Annotated in this window: 14 protein-coding genes; 6 read left to right on the forward strand and 8 right to left on the reverse strand. The window is 70.0% G+C overall.

The window, feature by feature from the left end:
- The first annotated feature begins 522 nt into the window (after positions 1-522).
- Together ACIO5E_RS37155 and ACIO5E_RS37160 are read left to right on the forward strand one after the other, a co-directional pair.
- Positions 523-1,170 (forward strand): response regulator transcription factor, encoded by a 648-nt coding sequence (locus ACIO5E_RS37155; protein ID WP_400676566.1) that lies wholly within the window; start codon positions 523-525, stop codon positions 1,168-1,170.
- A gap of 744 nt (positions 1,171-1,914) precedes the next feature.
- Positions 1,915-2,373, forward strand: coding sequence for a hypothetical protein (locus tag ACIO5E_RS37160; RefSeq protein WP_400676568.1), 459 nt, complete (start codon positions 1,915-1,917; stop codon positions 2,371-2,373).
- Here the strand turns inward: ACIO5E_RS37160 and ACIO5E_RS37165 are convergent.
- From ACIO5E_RS37165 to ACIO5E_RS37175, 3 genes are all read right to left on the reverse strand, one after another.
- Positions 2,367-3,113 (reverse strand): alpha/beta fold hydrolase, encoded by a 747-nt coding sequence (locus ACIO5E_RS37165; RefSeq protein ID WP_400676570.1) that lies wholly within the window; start codon positions 3,111-3,113, stop codon positions 2,367-2,369. The two genes, ACIO5E_RS37160 and ACIO5E_RS37165, sit on opposite strands and share 7 nt — an antisense overlap.
- A 136-nt stretch (positions 3,114-3,249) precedes the next feature.
- A complete protein-coding gene (locus ACIO5E_RS37170; protein ID WP_400676572.1) occupies positions 3,250-4,356 on the reverse strand; it encodes a phenazine antibiotic biosynthesis protein in 1,107 nt (368 codons plus the stop codon).
- Positions 4,353-5,474: a CaiB/BaiF CoA transferase family protein gene (locus ACIO5E_RS37175; RefSeq protein WP_400676574.1), complete on the reverse strand. Its 1,122-nt coding sequence runs from the start codon at positions 5,472-5,474 to the stop codon at positions 4,353-4,355. Before ACIO5E_RS37175 ends, ACIO5E_RS37170 begins: the two co-directional genes overlap by 4 nt.
- A gap of 205 nt (positions 5,475-5,679) precedes the next feature.
- On the opposite strand from ACIO5E_RS37175, the gene ACIO5E_RS37180 reads away from it, so the two are divergent.
- From ACIO5E_RS37180 to ACIO5E_RS37190, 3 genes are read left to right on the forward strand one after another with little or no spacing between them, the layout of a single operon-like run.
- Positions 5,680-6,492, forward strand: a complete 813-nt coding sequence (locus tag ACIO5E_RS37180) for a class I SAM-dependent methyltransferase (protein ID WP_400676576.1) — start codon at positions 5,680-5,682, stop codon at positions 6,490-6,492.
- Positions 6,493-6,513: 21 nt separating this feature from the next.
- Entirely contained in the window at positions 6,514-7,938 is a 1,425-nt protein-coding gene (locus tag ACIO5E_RS37185) for a carboxylesterase family protein (RefSeq protein WP_400676578.1), read from the forward strand.
- Positions 7,935-8,735 (forward strand): tyrosine-protein phosphatase, encoded by an 801-nt coding sequence (locus ACIO5E_RS37190; RefSeq protein WP_400676580.1) that lies wholly within the window; start codon positions 7,935-7,937, stop codon positions 8,733-8,735. The genes ACIO5E_RS37185 and ACIO5E_RS37190 overlap by 4 nt, the downstream gene beginning before the upstream one ends.
- A gap of 63 nt (positions 8,736-8,798) precedes the next feature.
- Here the strand turns inward: ACIO5E_RS37190 and ACIO5E_RS37195 are convergent, their stop codons facing one another.
- Genes ACIO5E_RS37195 through ACIO5E_RS37205 form a run of 3 tightly spaced genes read right to left on the reverse strand, consistent with a single transcriptional unit; the run spans position 8,799 to position 12,306 of the window.
- On the reverse strand, positions 8,799-9,746 hold the full coding sequence (locus ACIO5E_RS37195; RefSeq protein WP_400676582.1) for an LLM class flavin-dependent oxidoreductase: 948 nt from the start codon (positions 9,744-9,746) through the stop codon (positions 8,799-8,801).
- Positions 9,743-11,008 carry an LLM class flavin-dependent oxidoreductase gene (locus ACIO5E_RS37200; protein WP_400676584.1) on the reverse strand — a complete coding sequence of 422 codons (1,266 nt, stop codon included), beginning with the start codon at positions 11,006-11,008 and terminating at the stop codon, positions 9,743-9,745. The genes ACIO5E_RS37195 and ACIO5E_RS37200 overlap by 4 nt, the downstream gene beginning before the upstream one ends.
- 29 nt (positions 11,009-11,037) lie before the next feature.
- Complete coding sequence (locus ACIO5E_RS37205) at positions 11,038-12,306, reverse strand: cytochrome P450 (protein ID WP_400676585.1); 1,269 nt, start codon at positions 12,304-12,306, stop codon at positions 11,038-11,040.
- A 186-nt stretch (positions 12,307-12,492) separates the two neighbouring features.
- On the opposite strand from ACIO5E_RS37205, the gene ACIO5E_RS37210 reads away from it, so the two are divergent.
- Entirely contained in the window at positions 12,493-13,338 is an 846-nt protein-coding gene (locus tag ACIO5E_RS37210; protein WP_400676587.1) for a methyltransferase domain-containing protein, read from the forward strand.
- 14 nt (positions 13,339-13,352) lie between these two features.
- Here ACIO5E_RS37210 and ACIO5E_RS37215 read toward each other — a convergent pair whose 3' ends face one another.
- Positions 13,353-14,402, reverse strand: coding sequence for an aldo/keto reductase (locus tag ACIO5E_RS37215; RefSeq protein ID WP_400676589.1), 1,050 nt, complete (start codon positions 14,400-14,402; stop codon positions 13,353-13,355).
- 10 nt (positions 14,403-14,412) lie between these two features.
- Positions 14,413-15,285 carry a phosphotransferase family protein gene (locus tag ACIO5E_RS37220; RefSeq protein ID WP_400676591.1) on the reverse strand — a complete coding sequence of 291 codons (873 nt, stop codon included), beginning with the start codon at positions 15,283-15,285 and terminating at the stop codon, positions 14,413-14,415.
- Positions 15,286-15,287 lie beyond the last annotated feature (2 nt).

The raw sequence follows: 15,287 nt of genomic DNA on the forward strand, positions 1-15,287 counted from the left end.
TACAACGACGCGATCCGGACAGTGCGGAGGTCCCCCGGGGCCGAAACCAGCAAGTCGGACGAGATCGGCCGAAATGCGTCGGCCGTGTCGGCGCTCGGTCGCGAGCCACCGGGACGCGGACGGCACCGACGCGGCCCGCCTCGCCCGGGCGAAGGATCCACGCCATGACCACAGGCGGAAGCGGTCGACCCGGTTCCGCCTGTGGGACGTGCGTCCCCGTCCTTCCTTCCGACGACCGCGCGGAGCGACCGAACCTCACCTCCCCCGCTGTCCGAAATTCGAGCGGTGCGGTTCCCAGTTCGAGCCTCCGTCACACTGATCGGCCGGCCAGCCTTTCGGCCATCCTGGCGCCGGAGGGGCTGGTGACCCGACACTGCGGCTGGACGGGGACTTTGAGGTGTTGTCATGTCATATGCCGGTCGATCCGGCCTCACGACCCTCGCCGCGTCCCGACCAAGGGTCTTGCGAGTCACGGCCGTCGGTTGATTGGCTGGCCCTCCGATCACCAGGAGGGGGACAGGTGTGACCACGGCCGAGGCAGTATCCGAGTCGGAATATCTGAAGTCACTGATCATCAGCACCGTGCAAGAGCTCTGGGAGGACAAGGAAGCTCTGGCCAAGTTCCTGAACGTCGTCCGCCGGAGCAAGGGGTTCGCCAACCTGGCCGACACCCTGGAGCGGTCCGAGGTCCACCCCGCGAACATCGATGCGCGCATGCGCGAAATATGCGGCGCGCCCGAGCACCCGATGGCGCCCACCATTCAGCAGGAACTCTCCTGTACGGTGTGGCAGGTGTCGGAGGTTCAGCCGGAGGTCCGCGTACTCGGCATGGAACCGCGCACCTGGGACAGCGAAGCGGAAAGGGCCGCACTGCTGACACCCCGAGAGGTCGAGGTGTTCTTCCTGCTCGGCATGGGGTCTTCGAACCGAACCATCGCGACGAAACTGGGGATCACCGAGCGGACCGTCAAGGCCCATGTCGCCCGGATAATGAGCAAGATTGGTGTGGAGTCACGACTCCAGGCCGGGCTCGCCGCGTACGCCTATCAGAAGGCCTCACAGGACGCGACGGTTTCCGATGCGCCCAAGGTGAGGAGCATCATCGAATTCAGGGAGCGCACGGAAAACAACGTGGAGCCCATTCCCGTTGGTGCCCTCCGCTCCGTATGATCGGCACACCGGCACCGAGCCGGTGATCCCACGCCCGGGACGGGCCGCGCGTCACGGCCGCAACCGCCGGGAGGCGCAGTCCGACGGACCGCCGCACCGGTCCTGCCGGGCAGGGCGCACCACACCGCCCGCACCTGCCACGTCGGCCTGATCAGCCCCACCGACGGACGCGCCACCCTTGGCCGGCCGCCACCACTCGCACTCGTGAGAATTTCCGCGCACCGCTCGACAATCCCGCCGGAGCCGGACCGACCGGGCCGGCAGATTCACGACGACGTCATCCGCGAAATCCGTCGCCCGCTCGAACGCACCGACTCCCCGTCGATGGCCCAAGAACCGAGAGCAGCCACGTCCACGAGGTCCGCGGCCGGCCGGATCGCCCGCACCGACAGGTCTCAGGAAAGTCGGGCAACTCCACGAAGTAATGACGATTCACCAAGACCGCCGCAAGGTTTGGACAGGTCTTGACGATTCACCGAGAATTCCTCCGCACGCATTCTATCATCCGGAATTCGGCCGGAGAAGTGCACCTTCGTACATATCCCATGGCCACCTGTACGAAGGTCCAGCTTTCGCCCCGGGAGATTTCTGCGTATAAATTGGTCCGATAGAATCCGCTCCCGATGGGCGGAATTTCTACACGTGGGTGCCGGTCGGCAGTGCCGCGCGAATCGGATTCGACGGCGCGACCGGACCGCACGACGGCGAAAATCGTGAAGTCTGCTATATGCAAGCGGAGGATACATGACTGAGGTTACGCCGGAACTGGTCGCTGCCGCGTACGAGGCGGTGACTTGCGGCGACCGGGAGAAGACCGCACTGTACTGGTCCGAGGACCTGCGTTTCCTCGCTCCGGGCAGCCACGCCGGATCCGGCTGGCGGGTGGGGCTCGACGATTTCCTGTCCTACGTGCAGGAAATGCTCAAGGCGTCCGGCGGTTCGTGGACCATGCAGCCCGTCACGTTGCTCATCAACAACGAGGACGGCTACTCGATCGACGCCAACAAGATCCACGCCGTGCGTGAGGGTGCGCCGGAGGGCAGCACCTCCCCCTTCGACGTGCTCGACATCTCCGGCGTGCAGATGCTCAAGTGGGAGAACGGCAAGGTGGTCGAGGGGTACGGCGGCATCTTCGGCGACGGCGGGACGAACTACACCCAGTGGTGGTCGCCGGTCGACGGCAACGGAGAGCGTCGCTACTGATCCGCGAGGAACCCCGCGACCGCGACCGCCAGTTCCGGAGCGGTGATCGCGGTCGTGTGGTTCCCGGGCACCACCGCGTGCGTTCCGTCGGGCAAGGCCCTGGCAAGGGCGTCCGCGGAGCCGTCACGATCGTCGTCGGCACCCACCACCACGAGCGCCGGCACCCTGATCCCGGTCAGGGCGTCGGCGCTCGTGTCGACGACCGAGTCCAGGACGTGCAGCAGCGCCCGGGGATCGCCCCCGGTCGAGATCAGCCACTGCTCGGCCTTCCATTCGGCCGAGCCGGGTTCGAACGTGCCGAGATTGCCGAAGACGTGCCGCAGGTACCGGGCCACCGTGCCGCCGTGACCGGTGACTTCGCGCAGCCCCTGCCCGGCGATGACCGCCCGGCGCGGCGCCGCACCACGCACCAGCATCCGGACGACCGTACGGGCACCCAGGGAGTATCCGCCGAGGTCGTAGTCGGCGAGTTCCAGGTGCTCGATCAACGCGAAGGCGTCGTCGGTGAGCACGTCGGGTGGGTAGCGGGCGGCGTCGCGGGGTGCGGCACTGGCGCCGTGGGCCCGCAGGTCCGGCATGATCAGCCGGTGACCGCGTTCGACCAGGGCGGCGGAGAACCCGGACCGCACCCAGTTCTGGGTCCCGGACGAGAAGAAGCCGTGCAACAGCACCAAGGGCCGCCCGGCGCCCGACTCCCGGTACGCGAGCCTGGTTCCGTCCCGGCCGGGGAAGTGACGCACCGGAAGATCGGCCGTGTCACCGACGGCATCCCGAAGGTCCGCCCTCACCCGTGCCCGGGCAGGGGCGGACCTCGCCGTATCGGCCGGGACCCCGGTTCGGCCGTCGGACCGCCCGAACCGGTGCGCACGGTAGGGGTCAGTAGACACCCTCGATGACCTTCTCACCGGCGAAGGTGTCGACCGGAGCCGGGGAGGACACCGAATCACCGATCTGTCCGGGTCGTCCCGGAACGCGGATCACCGTGTCGCGTTCGAGGTTGTTGGGCAGGAACATGCCCTTGCTGACGTGGTTCATCACGATCTGCCCGCGTTCGCCGTACTCCACCGGCCGGCCCGTTGCGGGGTCGACGACGCGGAAGGTCACCACGGGGCTCCGCGGGTCGTACACGATGTCCTCGTCCGGGCCGAGCCCCGGGCGCTCGGTGGCACTCTCCAGGATCATCAGGCTGCCGTACCGGCTGATCATGCGCACGTTCGGGAAGTGTTCGTGGCGCAGGGCGAACCGCTCGTCGACGGTCATGTGGGCGCCGCCCCAGAAGATCAGTTCCACCTTCGCGTTGATGAGCTCGACCAGCCGCGGCCGGCGCGCGCACGCGCGCAGTACCGGCGGGGTGGTCACCAGGAGCCCGACCCGCTGGGTGGCCAGGATGTGCTCCGCCTGGTCGAGGATGTGCTCGACGTACGCCTCGGCCTGGTCCGCCTGCTTGCTCGCGATGACCTTCTTGACCCACCGGGGATCCATGTCGATGCAGAACTTGACGGTGTTCTGGCGTTCGGCGATGTAGTCGTACATACAGCCGATCTTGTGCGGTCCGGTCGGTGTGAGCACCAGGATGTTGGACGGCTCCCGGTCCGCGAACTGGGGGCCCTTCAGCATCCGGTCCACGGAGTCGGCGATCCAGTCCGGCATGAAGATCGCCCGCTTCGGCGCGCCGGTCGTCCCGCCGCTCTCGAAGACCCGAGGGGCGGGCGGGTTGGGGCCGTAGCCGCGCGGTATCAGGTCCTCGACCGGCACGCTGCGCAGCTCGTCCACCACGTTCGGGAAGCGCTGCAGGTCGTCGTAGGTCCGCACCTCCGTCAGCGGATCGAAGTCCAGCTGCCCCATGCGCCGCAGCCAGAACGGGGACCCGGTCTCCGCACCGAAGTGCCAGCGGACCGCGGTCCGCAGGTATTCGTCGGGGTCGGCCGGGTCGGATGACGGGTCCAGCACCTTCCAGCGCTGGTCCTCGGCGGTCGCGGTCATCGGTGGTCTCCGTTCAAGACGTCGTCGGTGTGCTCGCCCAGCTGCGGGCCCGTCCAGCGGATCCGTCCCGGCGTCTCGGAGAGCCGGAATGCCACGTTCGGCATGCGGACGCTGTCGAGTTCGCTGTCCGGTACGGTCACCGTGGCCTGCCTCGCCTGGAAGTGCGGGTCCTGCAGCACGTCATCCACCTCGTAGATCGGCGCGACCGCGGCCCCGGCCTCCTCGAACGCGACGATCACCTCGTCCCGGTGGAAGCGGCCGATCCATTGTCCGAGCGCGTCGTCCAGCACCTCACGGCGTGACACCCGGCCACGGCCGGAGGCGAACCACGGTTCGTCGGCCAGCTCGGGCCGGCCCACCAGGCGGACCACCCGCTCGGCCACGGACCGCGCGGGCGCCGACACGGCCACCCACCGCCCGTCGGCGCACCGGTAGACGTTGCGGGGCGCGTTGTTGTCCGAGCCGCTTCCGACCCGCCGGGGTTTGACTCCGAGCTTGTCGTACGCGATCACCTGGGCGCCCATCGCCGCGATCATGGCCTCGGTGATCGAGACGTCAGCCACCTGCCCCCGTCCGATCCGCTGCCGGGCGTGCAGGGCGATCAGGGTCGCGCAGGCGGCCTGCAGGCCGGCCATGACGTCCGCCAGCGGGAACGCGGGGAGCAGCGGAGGGCCGTCGCGGTCCCCGGACATCGCCGCGAGGCCGCTCATCGCCTCCGCGAGGGTGCCGAATCCGGGCCGGCCCGCGTACGGGCCGTCCTGGCCGAACCCGGTCACTCGCGTCACGACCAGGTCCGGATTGGCCTTCTGCAGCACGTCGGGGGAAAGCCCCCACCGCTCCAGCGTGCCGGGCCTGAAGTTCTCGATCAGGACATCGGCACCCGCCACCAATTCGATGAACCGGTCGTGGTTCTGCGGGTCCTTCAGGTCCAGGACGACGCTCTTCTTGTTGCGGTTCACGACTTTCCACAGCAACGGAACGTCGTCGCACTGGTAGCCGTACCCGCGGAGCGGATCTCCGGTGGGGTGCTCGATCTTGATCACGTCGGCACCGAAATCACCCAGCATCGCCGCCGCGAACGGGGCCGCCAACAAAGTCCCGATGTCGATGACCTTCACATCAGCGAGGGGCGCCGGCGAACCGTCCGGACAGAACTCTTGCTCCGGCATCGAATCGCCCTCCGGGGTCGGCAGAATACTGGACACTGCCCACTTCTATCGATCGTTCGACGCCGGTGTGAAGTGGACCTTGGTACACCGGTGATTCTGCACGAAGGTTCACTTCACCTCTCACAGCGATACCGGTTACATGGGGAACCTCGGCATGCTGACTGCCGAACTTCAGCCGGTCCACGTGGCGGGGGAAACACATACCATGTCCTTCAGCACACGTCATCTCGACCGTGCCCGTGCCGAATCGTTCGGCGCCACGGCCGAGCACTACGATCGTTACCGCCCGGAGTACCCGGTCGACCTGATCGACGACCTCGTGCGGCTGCGCGCGACGGACGTCCTCGACGTCGGGTGCGGCACCGGGAAGGCGTCCGCGGCGCTGTCCGCGCGGGGGCTCTCGGTGTCCGGGATCGAGCCGGACGACCGGATGGCCGACGTCGCACGGCGCCGGGGCCTGCCCGTCGAGACCACGACGTTCGAGGCCTGGGAGCCGGGCGGGCGGCAGTTCGACCTGATCGTCAGCGCGGACGCCTGGCACTGGGTGAACCCGGCACAGGGCGCCCGGAAGGCCGCGCAGGTACTGGCGCCCGGCGGGCACATCGCCCGCTTCTGGAGCTTCCACGTACTGGACGATCCGACGCTCGTGGAGCTCGACGGGGTCTACCGGAAGCACGCCCCCGGAGTCCAGGTGGGCGGGGCCCGGCAGAAGAGCACGGATGGTGTCCGGGATCCGCTGGCGGACAGCGCGGAATTCGTCGCGGCGGCCCAGCGGAACTACCGCTGGAGCCTTGCCCTGAACGCGGACGAATGGATCGGGCTGATCGGTACGTTCAGCGACCATCAGCGCATGGCGCCCACGGACCGGTCCGCCCTGTTCGACGGGGTGCGCGAGGTGATCGAGAGTCGCGGCGGAACCGTCCGCACCACTTCGGGCACATTCCTGCAGTTGGCTCGACGAGTGTGAGTTCGAAGACTAGGAGACAGCGTGTCAGCGATCGAGACCACCTCCGGACCCGTCCGCGGATTCCTCGATCGCGGCGTCCCGAATTGGCGCGGAATACCGTACGGACGAATTCCGGGCCGGTTCCGGCCGGCCCTTCCGGCCACCGCCGGGAACCCCGTCGACGCCGTTCGGTGGGGCCCGGTGAGCTGGCAGGTGCCCATGTCCCCGACACCGCAGCGCTGGAGTCCGCTGTACCCGGACGCCGTGCAACACGAGGACTGCCTCAACCTCAACATCTGGTCGGCGCGGCCGGAACGCCCCGATCCCCAGCCGGTGCTGGTCTGGTTCCACCCCGGTCGCCACATGGTCGGCGGAACGATGCGGACCGTCGACCCGTGGGCCTACGCGGCCCGGCACGACCTGGTCATCGTGACGGCCAACTACCGTCTGGGGCCGTGGGGTTGGCTGTCGCTGGCCGACCTCGACCCGGAATTCGCCGACAGCACCAACCTCGCGGTGCGCGACCAGCTGCTGATGCTGAGCTGGGTTCGTGACAACATCGCCTCCTTCGGTGGAGACCCGGGCAACGTGACGATCTTCGGACTGTCGACCGGCGGCACCGACGTGGCGACCCTGCTGGGCGTCCCCTCGGCCGCGGGGTTGTTCCACAAGGCCGCCGTCTACAGCGGCAACGCCGAGCTCGCGCAGTCGCGGGAGGACGCGGCCGGGCTCGCGGAGCGTTTCCTGAGCGCCGCGGGCAGTCTCGCGAACGACGCCGGAGCGCTGGCCGGGCTGTCGAACGTGGCGCTGCGGTACGCGCATTCGCAGACCCTGCGCGCCGGCCAGGTGCGGTACCACGCGGTGGTCGACGGCGACCTGATCCCGCGGCCGCCGCTGCCGGCGATCGCGGATCGCGCGGACCCGATCCCCGTGCTGGTCTCGGTGACCTCGGAGGAAGCGGGAATCCTGGAGATCGTCGAGGAGGGGGCGGCCGTCGACTCGAAGTACTCCCGGCTGATCGGCGATGCCGACGGCAGGACCCGCGAGGAGAAGGTCGGCCGGCTGTCCGAGGAACTCTACGTCCGCCCGGCCGAGCGCCTGCTGTCCGCGCTGAACACGCCGGGCCCGGGCACCGCCGGTACCGCTCCCTGCTGGGCCCAGGTGTTCGACTACCACCCGACCACCTCGCATCTTGCCGGGTACCCCGGGATCGCCCGCCGCGCCGTGCACGCCGCCGACACCGCGGCGCTGTTCTGCGACGCGGACGGACCGGAGGGCACCGAGACCGACCGGGCGGTCGGGGCGCAGGAGCAGAGCGGGCTCGTGCGCCTGGCGCGCGACGGTGATCCGGGCTGGCCCGGGTACACCCCGCAGGCGCCCCTCGCCCGCTGGATCGGACCGGGTTCCACGGACGGCGCCGACCTGCGGCCGCTGCCCCTGACCGCGAATGCGGAGGTTGCGCGATGAGCTCCGGCACCCGGCGGATTGCGTTGGCGGGCGCGCTGAACATCCGTGACCTGGGCGGACTGCCCACCACGACGAACGGCGTCACCCGGTTCGGCCGGCTGATCCGGTCGGGCGGCCTCCAGGAACTCACCCCGGCGGACGTCGAACACCTCACGCGGACGCTGGGCGTCCGCGAGGTCATCGACCTGCGCAGCACCGCCGAGGTACGGCGCGAGGCACCCGGGCCGCTGGCCCGGGTGCCCGGTGTCACGATCCACAACCTGTCGCTGCTCGCCGAGTCTCCCCCGGGCTCGGCCCAGGGCCCGGACCGGGTGGACACCGAGCGGGCGATGCCCTGGAACCGGGCGGGCGCGGATGGTCGGCCCAAGCCCGCCGGATCGACCGGGCACTACCTCCGCTACTGCGACGAACGGCCGGACTCCGTGTTGGCGGCGCTGCGCGTCATCGCGCACAGCACGGGAGCGACGGTGGTGCACTGTGCGATGGGCAAGGACCGGACCGGGGTGGTGTGCGCACTGGCCCTCGACGCGATCGGGGTGAGCAGGGAGGCGGTCGTCGCGGACTACGTGCGCTCCGGCGAGCAGATGGCCGAGATCGTGGAGCGGCTGCGCGACAACCCCCTGTACGCAGCCGACATCAGCTCCCGGCCGTTCGCGAGCCTCCTGCCCCGCCCCGCCTACCTGCAGGATCTGCTCGCGACCTTCGACGACCGGTTCGGCGGCGTCCGCGCATGGCTCGCCGCCCACGGTTGGACGCAGGACGATCAGCGGGCACTGGCCGGCCGGCTGCTCGACTGATCGACGGACCTGCACGCGACGGGCCTGACCGCCACCCGGGTGGCGGTCAGGCCCACGTGTCGGTCAGCGGCCGGCCGGGCGAGGCAGTCCCAGGCGGGCACGCAACGTGGTGCCTGCGCCCTGGGGGAACTTCTGCCGCACCGCGCGGGCCGTCTCCAGCGCGGTCTCGAACCCGGCGTCCGCGGACGGAACCAGGACGAATCCGTCCGCCGGTCCGGCTTCCGCCTCGCGCAGCAGCTCGTCCACGGGGGTGTCGGCCGTCCGCTCCAGGAGCAGCCGCACGTCCTCCCGGCGCCGCCCGGCGGCACCGCACGCGCCGTCCAGCGCGTGCGCCACGTCCGCTGCGGCGTCGGAGAACTCCAGCGGCACGATCGCCAGGTCGCCGAACGCGGCGGCGGAGGCGGCGTCCTCGGCGCAGGAAACGCGACGGACCAGCACCGGGTGTCCCTGCGGCGGACGGGCGATGTTCAGCGGACCGGCCACCGCGAAGTACTCGCCGCGGTGGTCGAGGCTGCGCAGCCGCTCCGGCACGAAGTACACGCCCGACTCGCGGTCCCGGAGGAAGGCGTCGTCCTGGAAGCTGTCCCAGAGCCCGGCCAGCACCCGGGCGAACTCGTCCGCGCGGGCCCGCTGCGCCGCGATCGGGGCGGGAGCGTCGGCATGGTGGTTCGCCGCGTCCGCCGCCACCGCCGGCGGGGCGATCGCCCATCCCGCCCGGCCGCCGCCGAACTGGTCGATCGTCGCGAGCACCCGGGCGACGTGGTACGGCGCCGCGTACTCGGTCGAGATCGCGGGGACCAGGCCGATCCCCTCGGTCGCCACCGCGAGCGCCGCGGCGAGCGTGCCCGCCTCGAAGCCGTCCGGGCCGTCCGGGCCGACCGAGCGCCGGTCCGGCAGGATCAGGGCGTCGATGCCGCTGTCCTGCGCGGCGCGTGCCCGATCGCGCGCCCGAGCGAATCCGCCACCCCCGTCGGGGCCGGAGGGCAGCATGGTGAACAGCGCGATCGTCATTTCACACCTACCCGTGACGCGGTGGTCAGACCGAGATTGTCCCGCAGGGTGCCGTCGGTGTAGGCCGTACGCACCAGGCCGCGCCGGCGCAGCTCCGGCACGACGTGGTCGACGAAGTCGTCCAACGATCCCGGCAGGTAGGGGAAGTCGACGATGAACCCGTCGGCCGCTCCCTGGGTGAACATGGATTCCATGTGGTCCGCGAGCTGTTCCGGGGTGCCGGCGACGATGTCGCCGGCCGTGCGTAGGGAGAGCTGACGGAGCGTCAGGTTCTCCCGCCTGGCCAGCTCGATCCAGCGCTGCGCGGTGCTGTGCGAGTGGTTGGACACCGGCAGGTCGGGCACCGGTCCGTCCAGCGGATAGCCGGTCAGGTCCACGTCGCCGAGCTGGTCCTGGAGCGCCCGCAACGCGACGATGTCGGGCATCAGCTCCTGCAGCTCCCGCAACCGGTCCCGGGCGGCGGCCTCGGTGTCGGCGACGATCGGCTGCAGACCGACCCAGATCTGGATCGACTCGGGATCACGGCCGTACGCGGCCGCGCGGCTCTTGAGGTCGGCGTAGAACTCCTGGGCGTCCGCCAGCCTGGTGTGCCGGGTGAACAGCACCTCGCCGTGCCGGGCGGCGAAGTCCCGCCCGACCGGGGACGCGCCGGCCTGGAAGATCACCGGCCGGCCCTGCGGCGGGGACGGCACGTCGAGCGGGCCGCGCACGCTGAAGAACCGTCCCGCGTGGTCCACCGGTTCGCGGCCGTTGGTCCAGAGCCGGTTCGTCACCGAGATGAACTCGTCCGCCCGGACGTAGCGAAGATCGTGCTCCATGTGTTCGTCGAAGCCGAAGTTGCGCGATTCCCAGGGCGCGGCCGAGGTCACCACGTTCCATCCGGCCCGGCCGCCGCTGAGGTGGTCGAGGGAGGCGAACTTGCGGGCGATGTCGTAGGGCTCGTTGTACGTCGTGGTCGCGGTCGCGGCGAGACCGATGTGGTCGGTGACCGCCGCGAACGCGGAGAGCAGCGAGAGCGGCTCGAAGTGCTCGTTGCGCGCGGTCCTGCTCAGGTGCTCCACGTCGGTGCCCCACAACGCCACGACGTCGGGGACGAAGAGGCAGTCGAAGACCGCGCGTTCGAGCGTGCGCGCATTGCGGCGGTGGAATTCGAAGTCGAGCTGGGCGTCGGGCCGGGTCAACGGATGCCGCCATGCGGCGATGTGTCCTCCCGGACCGTCGATGATCGCTCCCAGCCGCAGCACTCTGGGCTGCCGTGCCATGTCGCCTCCCGCAGGTGTTCTCCGGCCGGTCACTTGGACAGTGCCGCCGGCAGAGGGTTGGTCGCCGATTCCGAGCCGATGCGCTCGCCGGGGGTGAACCGCACCGGCATCCGCAGGTAGCCGTGGATCTGCCCCACGGTGGGGTACTTCTCGGCCTCGCCCGCGATGATCTGGTAGTCCGGCATGCGCGCCAGGACCTCGCCGATCACGACCTCGAAGTCCATGCGGGCGATGTGGCGTCCGATGCACCGGTGGATTCCGACACCGAACGCCGCCTGCCGGCCGGCGTCCCGGTCCAGGTCGATGACCTCCGGCTGCGGGAACACCTTGGCGTCCAGGTTGGCCGCGGCCCACGACAGCAGCACGCGCTCGCCCTTGCGGATCGGGCAGCCGTCCACCGTGGTGTCCGCCATGGCGGTGCGCCCGGCGCCCATGACCGGGGTGAAGTACCGCAGGAACTCGTCGCACACCTCGGGGATCCGCTCGGGCGAGTCGATGAGCGTCTTCCGGGCGTCCCGGTTGCGGTCGAGGTAGTCGAGGGTCGAGGCGAGCAGGGCGGTCGTGGTGTCGACCCCGCCGGGGATGACGGCGTTGCAGACGCCGACGACGTCCTCGTCGGAGAGCTTCTCCCCCCCGATCTCGACCTGGGTCAGGAAGCTGATGAAGTCGTCGCCCGGGTGGGCGCGGCGCTTCGGGACCAGGGCCCGCACCTCTTCGATCAGCCGCGCGAAGTCGGCCTCCACACGGTCGAACTCCGGGGTTCCCGGGTGGGTGTAGACCAGCGCGTGCAGGACGTCGGCGTAGACCCGCCAGTCGTCCATCGGCAGCCCGACGAGTTCGAGGGTGATCAGCGCGGGCACCGGGTTCGACAGGTCGAGCACCAGGTCGATCTCGCCGCTCTCGATGAACTTGTCGACGCACCAGGTGGCGTACTGCTGGATGCGCGGGCGCAGCCGCCGGGCGGCCGGCGGGGAGAAGAAGGTGTTGAGCGCCTTGCGCCATTCCGTGTATTCCGGCGGGTCGATTTCGAGCGGAAGACCGCGGAACGACGACGCCGGGACGACGGTGCCCTGCGGCCGGCCCGGAACATTGGGAAGTTCGTGTGCGGACGAGAAAAGCTCGGGCTGGTGCGCGACGCGGGACACCTGCTCGAATCCGGAGACCAGCCAGAAGCCGCCGTGCTTCCGGCTGTAGGACACCGGACAATGGGTGTTCATCGCGATGTTCGCGGCCCAGGGGTCGGCGGCGTACTCCGCCGAGTGATGATCAAAATCTGTTTCAGCCCGCTCTTCGGACATCGCCCCATCCTTCCACCCGGCACGCCGGAATCCTCATCCGGTTCTATCGGATCCGCGCGGGCGGGTGAATACTACCTTCGTACATATATGCGCGCGTGTACGAAGGTCCACTTCTGGTCGCTCCCGGGGGTCATTACATTCTACAAGGACCTCAGAGGTATCCGGATCTCGCAAGGAAGTGACGCCATGACGGTCGGACCATCCGGCACGAACAGCGACGTCGCGAATTTCTACAACGGCAGTGGAAAAGTTCGCGTAGCAGGAAAAATACGAGACCGCTGGGGCGGTAACCTGCACAACGGGTACTGGCACGACGAGAACGACGACGCGCCCCCGGAGGTGGCGACGGACCGGCTCACCGATCTGATGATCGAGCGGCTGGCCCCGCAGTCCGGACAGCGCGTGCTCGACATCGGCTGTGGCATCGGCAAGCCGGCGACCCGGCTGCTCCGGACCCACCCGGTGGACGTGGTCGGCATCACGATCAGTGAGTCCCAGGTGGCGCAGGCCCGGGCCGGCGTGGCCGAGGCGGGTCTCGCGGACCGTGCGACGTTCGAGTACGCGGACGCGCAGCAGATGCCGTTCCCGGATGACTCGTTCGACGCCGCGTGGGCGCTGGAATCGCTGTTCCACGTCCCGGACCGGGACCGGGCGCTGGCCGAGACGGCGCGGGTGCTGCGGCCGAAGAGCCGGTTCGTGATCGCGGACTTCGTGCTGCGGACGCCGATCAGCGAGGAGGGCCTGCAGGCCGTCCAGCGGATCTGCGAGACCTTCGGCGTGCACACGGTCGGCCCCCTGGACGACTACCTCGCCCAGCTGTCCTCGCACGGCTTCACCGGTCTCGACGTCCTGGACATCAGTGACAACGTGGCGCGTACGGGGAACCTCCTCGCCGACGCCTGGGAGGACGTGCGGGAGCAGCTGGTGGAGGAGGGGAACTCGGACAAGGTCGACGCCCTGATCACGGCGACCCGCGACTTCTCCAACACGCCGGAGTTCGGCTACGTCCTCATCTCCGCGACGCTGGGCTGACCCGTCCGGTCGGCTCATTCGATCGTCCGGCTCCGCTGCATCGCGCCGAAGGCGCCGTAGGGGTAGCCGGCCGGTCTCGGGTCGCTCGCCTCGGTGAGGCGAGCGACCTCCTCGTCCTCCAGGGTGATCCACCGGGCCTGGAGGTTGTCCGCGAGCTGCCGCGCGTCGCGCGCCCCCAGGACGGCACCGCTGACGCCCGGCTGAGCCGTCACCCACGCCAGCGCGACGGCAGCCGGGGAGACGTTCCTCGCGACGGCGATCTCGTCGAGGATCCTCAGGATCTGCCACGTGCGGTCGCTGGCGGCGTGCGAGCGGTACAGGGCGTTGACGTAGGCGGCATGCATCTTCCCGCGCTCGCGCTGGTCGGCGAACCTCGCCGGGCCCTCGGGCGCGCCGTGCGGTGCGTACTTGCCGCTGAGCAGGCCCCCGGACAACGGCGACCACGCGAGCAGCCCCAGACCGTTGGCCCGGCCCGCCGGGACGATCTCCCATTCGACCTCCCGGCACAGCAGGCTGTACTGCGCCTGGAACGTGACCGGCCTGGCCAGCCCCATGGAGTCGGCCAAGCCGACGGCCTTCTGCAGCTGCCAGCCGGTGTAGTTCGAGATGCCGACGTAGCGGATCTTGCCGGCACGCACGGCGTCGTCGAGGAACCGCAGGGTCTCCTCCTGCGGCGTCAGCGGGTCCCAGGTGTGCGCCTGGTAGAGCGTCACGCAGTCGACGCCGAGGTTGCGCAGGGACGACTCGAGCGCGCGGGTCAGGTTGTGCCGCGTATTGCCCCACTGGTTCCGGCCCGCCGTGGTCGTGAAGCCGCCGCCCTTCGTCGACAGCAGCATCCGCTCGCGCACCTCCGCCGTCTGGGTACGCAGCCACCGGCCGATGAGCACCTCGCCCATGCCGTCGCCGTACGCGTCCGCCGTGTCGATCAGCAGGCCGCCGGCGTCGGCGAAGGTGTCCAGCACCCGGATCGCCTCGGCTTCGTCGGTACTGCCCCCGAATGTCGCGGTGCCGAGCGCGTAGACCGAGGTGGCGAGTCCGCTCGCGCCGAGGGGGACATACTTCATGGGTTCGTCCTCACTGACCTGCCGGCCCGGCGGACCGGCGATATGCCGCCCACTGCGCGCTCGCGTCGCGGAGCTCGCCGGTCATGCGGTTCGGATGGTGGACCGCGACGTACTGCCAGTACCTGGCCAGCACGTCCGCGAAGGCGTCGAGCACGCCGGGCTCCGCGGACCGCCAGGCGGGGACCCGCTCGGCCCACTGCTCCGCCGTGCGCGGCGAGTTCCCGGCGTAGACGAGCCACACGACCCAGCAGGCCGGATCGATCCACGCCGCCCCCCGGGTGGCGGTGGCCCAATCGACCAGGCGGACGTGCCCGGTCGGCGTGACGAGCATGTTGGTGTGGTGCCAATCGGTGTGCAGCAGGGTGTCCCCGTGCAGCAGCCGCGCCGTCGCCGGATCGTCCAGGTACGGCGCCCAGCGCTGCTCGGCCCGGGGAACCGGGGCGTCCTGGCCGGCCACCGCGCCGAGTTCCGCCATCGCGTCGACCACCAGCGGCAGGTCGGTGGATCCGGCGTGGTACTCGGCGCGGCGGCCCTCCAGGTACTCGAAGCCGAGCACGTCCCAGCCGTCGGCCTCGACGCGCCACAGCACTTTCGGCCCGAGCGGGACGACGAACGGGTTGACCGCCACTTCGCAGCCCTGGGCGAGCGCCGCCGGATGGTCCGTGCGCAGCCCCTTGACGAACACGCGGTCCTGGCCGCTCCACACGGTGGCCGCGACGTGGCTGCTGTAACCGTCCCGTGCCGGCTGAACCCGCTCGACGGGTCCGGCGTTCGACTCGATCGCGGCGACGACGGTCGCGGGCAGGTCGTCCCAACTGCCTCTCAGGGAGACGGCGCTGGGTGACAGGTCGGCGAGATCGCCGGCTACGGGCTCCACGGTCATCC

It is taken from the genome of Kitasatospora sp. NPDC087314 (assembly GCF_044744365.1).
In the GTDB taxonomy this organism is placed as follows: domain Bacteria; phylum Actinomycetota; class Actinomycetes; order Streptomycetales; family Streptomycetaceae; genus Kitasatospora.

Bases quoted from the DNA above. Each gene is read 5' to 3' on its own strand.
- ACIO5E_RS37160 (WP_400676568.1), top strand. From the start codon at position 1,915: ATGACTGAGGTTACGCCGGAACTGGTCGCTGCCGCGTACGAGGCGGTG.
- ACIO5E_RS37170 (WP_400676572.1), bottom strand. From the start codon at position 4,356: ATGACCGCGACCGCCGAGGACCAGCGCTGGAAGGTGCTGGACCCGTCA.
- ACIO5E_RS37180 (WP_400676576.1), top strand. From the start codon at position 5,680: ATGCTGACTGCCGAACTTCAGCCGGTCCACGTGGCGGGGGAAACACAT.
- ACIO5E_RS37190 (WP_400676580.1), top strand. From the start codon at position 7,935: ATGAGCTCCGGCACCCGGCGGATTGCGTTGGCGGGCGCGCTGAACATC.
- ACIO5E_RS37195 (WP_400676582.1), bottom strand. From the start codon at position 9,746: ATGACGATCGCGCTGTTCACCATGCTGCCCTCCGGCCCCGACGGGGGT.
- ACIO5E_RS37200 (WP_400676584.1), bottom strand. From the start codon at position 11,008: ATGGCACGGCAGCCCAGAGTGCTGCGGCTGGGAGCGATCATCGACGGT.
- ACIO5E_RS37205 (WP_400676585.1), bottom strand. From the start codon at position 12,306: ATGTCCGAAGAGCGGGCTGAAACAGATTTTGATCATCACTCGGCGGAG.
- ACIO5E_RS37210 (WP_400676587.1), top strand. From the start codon at position 12,493: ATGACGGTCGGACCATCCGGCACGAACAGCGACGTCGCGAATTTCTAC.
- ACIO5E_RS37215 (WP_400676589.1), bottom strand. From the start codon at position 14,402: ATGAAGTATGTCCCCCTCGGCGCGAGCGGACTCGCCACCTCGGTCTAC.
- ACIO5E_RS37220 (WP_400676591.1), bottom strand. From the start codon at position 15,285: ATGACCGTGGAGCCCGTAGCCGGCGATCTCGCCGACCTGTCACCCAGC.